At 45.2% G+C, this 8,434-nt stretch carries 6 protein-coding genes; 1 reads left to right on the top strand and 5 read right to left on the bottom strand.

Translation table 11 applies throughout. The annotated features are described in order from the left end of the window. Positions 1-185: 185 nt before the first annotated feature. A complete protein-coding gene (locus L4C36_RS23050; protein WP_428480116.1) occupies positions 186-659 on the top strand; it encodes a hypothetical protein in 474 nt (157 codons plus the stop codon). Between the two features lie 132 nt (positions 660-791). On the opposite strand, the gene L4C36_RS23045 is transcribed toward L4C36_RS23050, so the two are convergent. From L4C36_RS23045 to L4C36_RS23025, 5 genes are all read right to left on the bottom strand, one after another. Next, the gene (locus L4C36_RS23045; protein ID WP_428480115.1) at positions 792-1,673 is read right to left on the bottom strand and encodes a hypothetical protein; all 882 of its coding nucleotides are present in this window, start codon (positions 1,671-1,673) and stop codon (positions 792-794) included. Between the two features lie 391 nt (positions 1,674-2,064). Then, on the bottom strand, positions 2,065-2,676 hold the full coding sequence (locus tag L4C36_RS23040; RefSeq protein ID WP_428480114.1) for a hypothetical protein: 612 nt from the start codon (positions 2,674-2,676) through the stop codon (positions 2,065-2,067). A gap of 200 nt (positions 2,677-2,876) precedes the next feature. Beyond that, positions 2,877-4,487 carry an alkaline phosphatase gene (locus tag L4C36_RS23035; RefSeq protein WP_428480113.1) on the bottom strand — a complete coding sequence of 537 codons (1,611 nt, stop codon included), beginning with the start codon at positions 4,485-4,487 and terminating at the stop codon, positions 2,877-2,879. 11 nt (positions 4,488-4,498) lie between these two features. Continuing rightward, a complete protein-coding gene (locus L4C36_RS23030) occupies positions 4,499-5,986 on the bottom strand; it encodes an alkaline phosphatase (protein WP_428480112.1) in 1,488 nt (495 codons plus the stop codon). A 297-nt stretch (positions 5,987-6,283) separates the two neighbouring features. Next, positions 6,284-7,999: an NAD-dependent malic enzyme gene (locus L4C36_RS23025; RefSeq protein ID WP_428480111.1), complete on the bottom strand. Its 1,716-nt coding sequence runs from the start codon at positions 7,997-7,999 to the stop codon at positions 6,284-6,286. Positions 8,000-8,434 lie beyond the last annotated feature (435 nt).

Here is an 8,434-nt window from a genome sequence, read left to right as displayed (position 1 = left end):
CAACCTTATAAAAATATCAATATACACAATAAGAATATAAAAATGGCAAGCATTGATATAAACCGATACAGACAACACCGACAGTTATTTTATTTGCTTGAATGTATAACTTGAAAAATCAAACACGGTAAGGCATGCTCTTTCATGAAAATACAACACGTATCATGAATCACCGGAGATAATTAGTGAAATGGATAATCTTTTTAATACTCAATACTTTCTACAGTAGCTATGCTATTGCCGATTCAATCGTAACAATACATCCTGCATGGTTTAAATATTTACAAGACGCATACACAAACACTGATGCGACTATTTTATTTACTCTTAAAGAAATCAACGTTATCCCATCAGAAGATGACGATCCAGGATGGCATACAGTTAAGAAGGTCGGCAAAATTAAAAAAGTATACAATAGTAATGAGAAGTTTGATGGTGATATATTTGAATTTATTACCACCATTGAAACGAATCCTGAATTTGACCAATCACAACTTCCCCAAGATTACATTGTTAACTTATGCTTTGAAGGTGATCGCTGGACTGGTGGCGGTTTTGGAACATTCAATCAAGCGAACCCTGACCTCACAGCAGCAATTAAAAAGATCAGCCAAACTGTAAAAATAACAAGTGAGGATAAGCGAATTTGGTGTCAATAACATAACGAATGCATTCATGCAATTCAACGTCGCTACCGTCAATAAAGCGCAACCCAACATCTATGGCTCTGAGCGCCCAGAGCCATTAAAGCAAGAAGAAATACTCACATTTATCATCTAAAGCCTGAAGTATCAGTGACTCAACGTATAATGATCAATCAGTCCATGCCGAATTTTCACATTAGTACCACTGCCATGTAAAAACATACGCATGACTTCACCGTCATAGGTAAATTTCACAAAACACTGCTCAATTTCGTACTCGCGCCTTACTCTCGAAGAACGATACTCATACTCTTTCTTTGTCTTTTCATAGCAGTGTGTTGTTATCTCGCTGGTCAGTCGCGTTTCAGGATATGGATAATACATCTCAACAATTAACAAGCCTATTGATAACAGTACAAGCGACACAGCGGTAAATGATGTTTTTCTAAAAACGGCTAATGATTTTAGTAAAGAAGCCAATATTGCAATAACAATACATATTCCCATATACATAAAAGTATATGCGAAAATTTTAACATCTGATTCGATTGAACCCATAAAATGGCTATTTCTCCCAACCCACAGCGCAAGTATTGGCAATATTAAAAATGAGTACAAGCAAACCCCTATGTATCTTGTCTCAATATCTTTACCAAATAACATCTTCCACATTCCACCAACAATGACCGAAAATGTCATTGGCATACACAGCAGTAAAATTGGCGATGACATCAACAACATCATCGCCAATACTGGCGAGTCGTCTCTAATGAAAAAATAAGCACAAATAATAACAATGCTACACAATAAATATTTTACAATAGTCCATTCCCGCTGACTGATTAAATTCAACCCAAGCTTGAATTTACTGACTTTAGTTTCCCCACCATCAAAAGGTGCGGCCATCCCTGCTTCTTGCTCAATGTTCGTCTTATTTGCACACAATGAGTTTGAGTCAACTAAAGTTGATTTACTAGGTACTTTAAAAGGATTTTTCTTTCTATTACGCTTTGTTATTCTATTTTTCATTGGATTGATTCAGCCCTTTCCTTTTACTTGAAAGTTTTTCGTTTCAAAAATCACATTGACGAAAACTGTATGTTTCATCACTATTAAACATTATCAAACATAGGATTTATGGAAATGGACACACGTTATTAAGATGTGAGTATGGAGACTAACACTGATAAACTTGAAATTGACAAGTAACATACTTTCATTAATTATCCTGAGATGTGCCTAGTGATATCACCCTACCCTTTCAGGTTAAGTAAAAAATTAGAGTCATTTCATAAAATCCAGATCGCTCTTCATCACATAAGCACTTAACTTGGGTATCTGGCACAAAAAAAGCTCGCTATATAGCGAGCTTTTTTTGTCATTGATGGGCAGTGTTCATTACAAGACAGATTCTGCTGCCTCAGTGGCGATGCGCCCCAGCGGCATACACATACCCTGCGGCTACCGCTCTCGCTAGGAAGGGATCATCGACCGCATCATCAGCGACATCAGCGTAATCCGTGGTTAAAAAACGCTTCCATCGCATCACCGTGTCTGTATGTGTGGCTTGCCACGGCTCATGATCCGTTAAGGTGTATTCATAGCGCTTCATCTTTCCTGCGATGTTAAGATAAGCAGGTATGTTTTCCTCATCAAGCCACGCTAATTTGATGGTTTGATCGCCCAATTTCCCTCGGTAGCATGTTACTTTTTCACTGGATGCCACATTCACTGCCAATACAGCCGTTTTGTCACAATCCACCTCAGAAAGTTGCTCTGTTATCTTGGGTGAAATAAGCTGACCGACCCCCTGCCAATCCATCGGTAACTGCAACGAACGCAATGCCCCCTGAGGATAATAAATACTGCGTTCTGCCGATAAGAAATGGCGGGAGAATTCCGTCTGTTCACGCTTATCTCGGGTCCAATGCTCCGCGATATCACTTTGGGGATAAAACAACACGCGATCAGTCGCATTCATCCACAATTGAATGATTTTCGCTTGTGATTGAAAACCTAAGCTGTTGGTCATCGTATAATGCGCAACCCGTCCCACTGGCGTATCGTCAGGATGAACATCAGAAGCTGTGCTTTGAGCCGTAACGAGGCACCCAAACAAACCCGCGAAACTCACTCTCCCTGCGAATCGTACTGACTTTACCATTCCCACCATTCCTAGCTGGCGACGAAACCAACGGAGCTTTCGCTCCGCTGTATGGCAGAAATGCCCCGTCATGAACCGGAACCTGCTTCTGCCACGCCCTCTTCAGCGCGATTAATCAGATCACCGGCCTGATTCATAATATGGAAAATCATATTCTGCTCTAACGTCCCTCTCACGAAATGCGCCCCCGGACCTGTCGCATAAATCGCCACATCTTCCCCCGCATGGGTTTCGCTACTTAAAGGCACTAATGCTTGGTTTTTACTGTCAACCATTAAGCCTTCATCATACAGTGCGACACGATCCCCATTGGCATCATACGACTGATTATCACGAGCACTTGGGCCATTGCCATAGAGCAACGTGGTATAAGGCTTACCATCCAGCGCCAATTGTAATTCACCGCCGCTATTGCGTACCAAACCAAGAATATCGTTTCCTCTCTCGGCATAGCCTCCCATCGTCATCACATGGGAATGGTCAGCTGTCACGATAATCAGCGTTTCTTCTGGGTTGGTCATCTCAACGACACGTTCAACGGCCTGATGCAGTGCTTGCGTATCATGCAGTGCTAACCCGGCTTTGGTGCCATGGTGGGCATGGTCAATACGCCCTGCTTCAATCATTAAGAAAAAGCCTTTCTCATTCTTCGACAACACATTGAGCGCCGACTCTGTCATTTCGGCCAATGACGGCTCTTCGTTCGTATCCCGTTGCGCTTCATAGGACATGTGTGAACGGCTAAACAGCCCCATTAAACGTCCCGTATCATTCACATCAATGCCGGCTAATGCTTGGCGGTCTTCCACATAGACATTGCCCGCGTCTTTCGCTTGCCACTCAGTGATGAGGTTTCTGCCATCATCACGGTATCCGTATCCCTCACTTTGCGTATAATCGAGGAAATTACGGCGTCCGCCACCGAGCACCACATCCAGCCCGCCACCGACATCATAGTTAACCAGTTGATCGGCGATATCGGTGCAACCGAGTCCATCTTGCGCATCGCGTTTAATGTAGTAATCCGCCTCCCATCCACGCGCAGGGGTTCGCGCATACGTGGCTGCGGGGGTGGCATGTGTAACCCGTGCCGTGGCGACAATCCCAGCACTCATGCCTGCCATTTTGGCCAGATCGAGTGCGGATACCAATTCATCTTGCTGTGAAGCGGTGCAATCCCCATAGTTCACTGATGAACCAATATTTATCCCGCCACGGAAGGTTTTTACCCCCGTCATCATCGCTGTCATGGTGCCGGCAGAATCCGGTGTTTGTGAATCCGTATTGTAGGTTTTTGATAGCGCAACATGCGGGAAACGTTCAAAGCTCAAGGCATACTCTTCGCCACCTTCGCTATCAGTTTGCTGCTGGCCGACCAAAATACGGCCTGCGGTCAAGGTCGAGATCCCCATCCCGTCGCCCACGATCAATACGATGTTTTTCGCCGTTTGCGTTTTATCAACAAGATCAATGTTCTGTGCTAACAGCTTCTCGCCTTCGTCATACCACTTATTAGCGTTCGCCGCCCCAACCGATGGCACAACGTCTACTGTATCTGAACCGTCAGACACGTCAGCCTGATCGGAATCATTACACCCCGTAACAGCCAACGCAGATGCGACCGAGCCGGCCAACAATGCACGTTGCCAAGATGTACGCAGCAAATAGTGTGTTTTCATGATGTTCTCCATTATTCGTAGCGTCGACCTTGCAACGACAAGGTACGGTTAATCACGTGATAGATATAATTTTGTTCAACCAAACCGTTAAACCATTGCGCGCCAGGACCCATTGCATAAATTGCCACATCTTCGCCGGCATGGGTTTCGCTCGTTAATGGCACTAAGGCTTGTTGCTGGAAATCATCCGCTTGGGTATCAACACCGCTTAAATCCGCCCGCAGACCGTCCACAAACGTCGTCAAGGCGCCAGGGCCATTGGCATAACCCAAGGTCGTATAAGGTTTATCATCCTTGGCGAGTGTGTTTCCGCTTTCGCCAGCCACTAAGCCTAGAATAGGATTACCGCGTTGCTGATAGCCCGCCATCGTCATCACATGGGAGTGATCTGCAGTCACAATGATGAGGGTGTCATCCAATTGATTCGCATCGGCCAACTTTTGCACCGTGTGTTCAATCGTTTGATGGAACTGCTCGGTTTCCGTCAGCGCTAACTTGGCAATACCCGCATGGTGGCCATGATCAATACGGCCCGATTCCACCATCAGATAAAAGCCATCATTGTCAGCCATTAAGTAATCCAGCGCGGTATCCGTCATTTCAGTGAGCGACGGTTGCTCTGTGTCACTGCGATGTAGCTCATATTCCATGTGAGAGTCTGAGAATAACCCCAGCACTTTCTGCTCAGCGTCGGCAGACAGCTCTTTCATTGCAGAGGCTGTATCAACAAACTGGCGTTGCTCTGGGGCGGTATCGATCCATTCCTGAATCAAGTTACGTGAATCGGTACGACGCCCAGAGAGCCCTTCACCACTCGGCTCAAAGCTGCGACGTCCGCCCCCTAAAACAATGTCGATGGCCGACGATGCTTCTACCAACTGCAACGCGATATCTTTGACTTTACCGTCACAGTCTTCAGGTACGCTGCTTTCCCAGCCGCGGTCAGAGATATGCGCATACGTTGCTGCAGGGGTTGCATGCGTGATCCGGGCCGTAGAGACAACACCCGTATTCATACCGCGTTGCGCCGCATACTCTAGGGAGGTTTTGAGTGTTGCTTCGTCAACGCCACAGTCGCCGCGATCAATATAATCGCTGACCGAGAGCATCCCCGCCCGTGTTTTCACACCCGTGACCATGGCGGTCATCGTGCCGGCTGAATCGGGCACTTGCATGTCAGTGTTATAGGTTTTAGCTAAGGCGGTGTAAGGAAACTGCTCGAAGCTCAATAAAAACTCTTCGCCCCCCTGATGATTAATTTGGCTTTGCCCAACGAAGATACGCGCGGCGGTTTGTGTGCTGATCCCCATACCATCCCCAATAAACAGAATGACATTTTTTGCTTGATCATAAGCAACGGGCTTTTGGCTAATCTCTTCGATTTTTGCCTGCCCATCCTGAAACCACACACTTTGAGTCTGGTTATCTGGCAACACACTGGCAGACGCCGATGACATTGCGAGAACGCTTGTGAATACAAACGTAGAGGTCGAATTCATGACTTACATGTCCCTATGTCGATATTGAATAACATCCAACGCGTGATGATTCCATTCCGCGTTAGTTCAAAAAACACACAGAGTTAATCAAGTTCATATGACAGAGAGAAAGACGTAACGTGACAAAATGATTTAATTGAAGGGGATGGTATGACGATGCCCATTAAACTCACGTTTGTTTTCCTTGCCTCTGGCATCCTTTAGATGCCTATTGATTCATCGCTGATAAATCAAACCTTGAAAACAAGGCAAGGAAGTACAAAAGTATGGGTGTCTTGTTTAATTATTGTTTAATTACTACACTCTGCGATAAGGTAAATACACAGGCTCCCAGATATGCGCAGCAAGTTCCTGCTCAATATCTTTACCCACCAATGCACTATTGGCTTCCGTCGCCTGCATGTTTTCCAAAATGCGGCTCGCGACATGCAGAGAAACATCTTTTAGCTGACTAATACGCGGAAAAACACATCCATTCTGTAAATCAGCGTCACTCACCTGCTCAGCCAACGCATAAGATGCGGTGGTAAACATATCTAAGGGGATTTTCGACGTCTGTGAAACAATGGCCGCAAGCCCGACACCTGGGAATATAAAGACATTATTCCCTTGGCCTATGCGATAGTCATAACCATTGTAAGTCACATTATCAAACGGGCTACCTGTCGCGACAATAGCCTGACCATCACTCCATTGATAAATGTCTCCTGGCACGGCTTCGCAGTTTGCTGTCGGGTTCGACAATGGGAACACCATCGGCCGTTTGGTATATTCCATCATCTTCTGGACATGCTCTTCCTGAAATGCCCCGCCAATGCCACTAGTCCCCAACAACACCGTCACTGGATGGTGATTGATCAGCTCGGTTAATGACACTTTGCCGGGTTCTGCTACCGGCCAGCCTTCGGCTAAAGCTCTTGGCTTCGCATAGCGTTTTTTGTATTCATCTAAGCCATCTCGGTCATCAAACACCAACCCTTGGGAATCGAGAATAAAGATCTTATCGCGCGCCGCCGTATGCGAACACCCTTCTTTCAGTAACCCGGCATAGATTTGGTCAGCAACACCAACCCCGCCTGCACCTGCACCGTACACCACATAGGTTTGATCAGCCAGTGACTCCTGCTTGATCTTCACAGCCCCCAAAATGCCCGCGAGTACCACCGAGCCCGTCCCCTGAATATCATCATTAAACGACGGCAGAAACTCCTCATAATCAGTCAGGTTGTCAAACGCATTCGATTTACTGAAATCTTCCCATTGCAGCACGGCATTCGGGAAAGTACGCTTAACCTGATGAACAAATTCTTTGATGAAGGCTTTATATTCTGCCCCACGTAACCGTCGACGAGGTATACCAAGGTACATAGGATCATCCAATAAATCTTGGTTGTCTGTACCCACATCCAACGCAATAGGAAGACAGTGTGCCGGGTGGATACCGGCTCCTAGGGTATACAAGGATAGCTTACCAATCGGGATCCCCATCCCTCCTACACCCTGATCGCCTAATCCCAAAATACCCTGACTGTCGGTCACAACAATGATCTTGATATCTTTACCGGAAAAATGCTGTGCCTGCTCATCCATCTTACTTACGTTGTCTTGAGTGACATATAAACCACGCGCCTTCTGATAACGGTGGCTAAATTCTTGGCAGGCTTTACCCACTGTAGGGGTATAAATGATAGGGGTCATCTCTTCAATATGGCGAGAAAGTAATGCATAGAAGAGGGTTTCATTACGATCTTGTAGGGCACGTAAGAACAGGTACTTTTCAATGTCCGTTGATGCATTTTTAAACCCGTCATAAACACGATTTAATTGGTGTTCAAAGGTTTGCACTCTCGGGGGGAGCAACCCATCCAGCTGGAACATTTTGCGTTCTTCGTATGAGAATGCGGTACTTTTATTCAAGGTTCGATCATTGAGTAATTCCGTTCCAGTCAGCGAGACGGGCCGAAACGCATTCCCATTTTCATCCTTCCAACGCAAATATTTTCCAGTTGTCATTGTGTTTCTCCATTCACATTCATACTGTTTTTATTGATTCTTTTATTCTCAAAGTCAGTAACCAATATGGTGGGTTATCATCATGCCGGGTACTCTCTGATTGTAAGTTCTTTAAATGAACAAAAATGTGACATTGATGCAGTTGGAAACATATGCAACTTAAAGTGCAATGTATAGACCACAACCTCTTTAGAGCTGATCGCTGAAGCAGCCTTGATTGCGGCAAAAATGAGTTAGCGATTCATCAATACCATTGAGCAAATACGACGTGCTCTCAGTTAAGCATCCACTTCCCTGGTCGGGTCGATGAGTATGTAGATCTGTGATTACGCTGACACAGAACTATGAACACTCTCGTTATTTGTTATTTGTTATTTGTTATTTGTTATTTGTTATTTGTTATTTGTTGAAATAAACTACGGATATGAATATAAC

The organism is Photobacterium japonica, from assembly GCF_050337005.1.
Classification (GTDB): domain Bacteria; phylum Pseudomonadota; class Gammaproteobacteria; order Enterobacterales; family Vibrionaceae; genus Photobacterium; species Photobacterium japonica.
This window is presented reverse-complemented; position numbering and strand designations above follow the sequence as displayed.

What these genes read in the sequence shown, in the direction of transcription:
- L4C36_RS23030 (WP_428480112.1), bottom strand. Translation starts at nt 5,986, where the DNA reads ATGAATTCGACCTCTACGTTTGTATTCACAAGCGTTCTCGCAATGTCA.
- L4C36_RS23040 (WP_428480114.1), bottom strand. Translation starts at nt 2,676, where the DNA reads ATGACCAACAGCTTAGGTTTTCAATCACAAGCGAAAATCATTCAATTG.
- L4C36_RS23045 (WP_428480115.1), bottom strand. Translation starts at nt 1,673, where the DNA reads ATGAAAAATAGAATAACAAAGCGTAATAGAAAGAAAAATCCTTTTAAA.
- L4C36_RS23025 (WP_428480111.1), bottom strand. Translation starts at nt 7,999, where the DNA reads ATGACAACTGGAAAATATTTGCGTTGGAAGGATGAAAATGGGAATGCG.
- L4C36_RS23035 (WP_428480113.1), bottom strand. Translation starts at nt 4,487, where the DNA reads ATGAAAACACACTATTTGCTGCGTACATCTTGGCAACGTGCATTGTTG.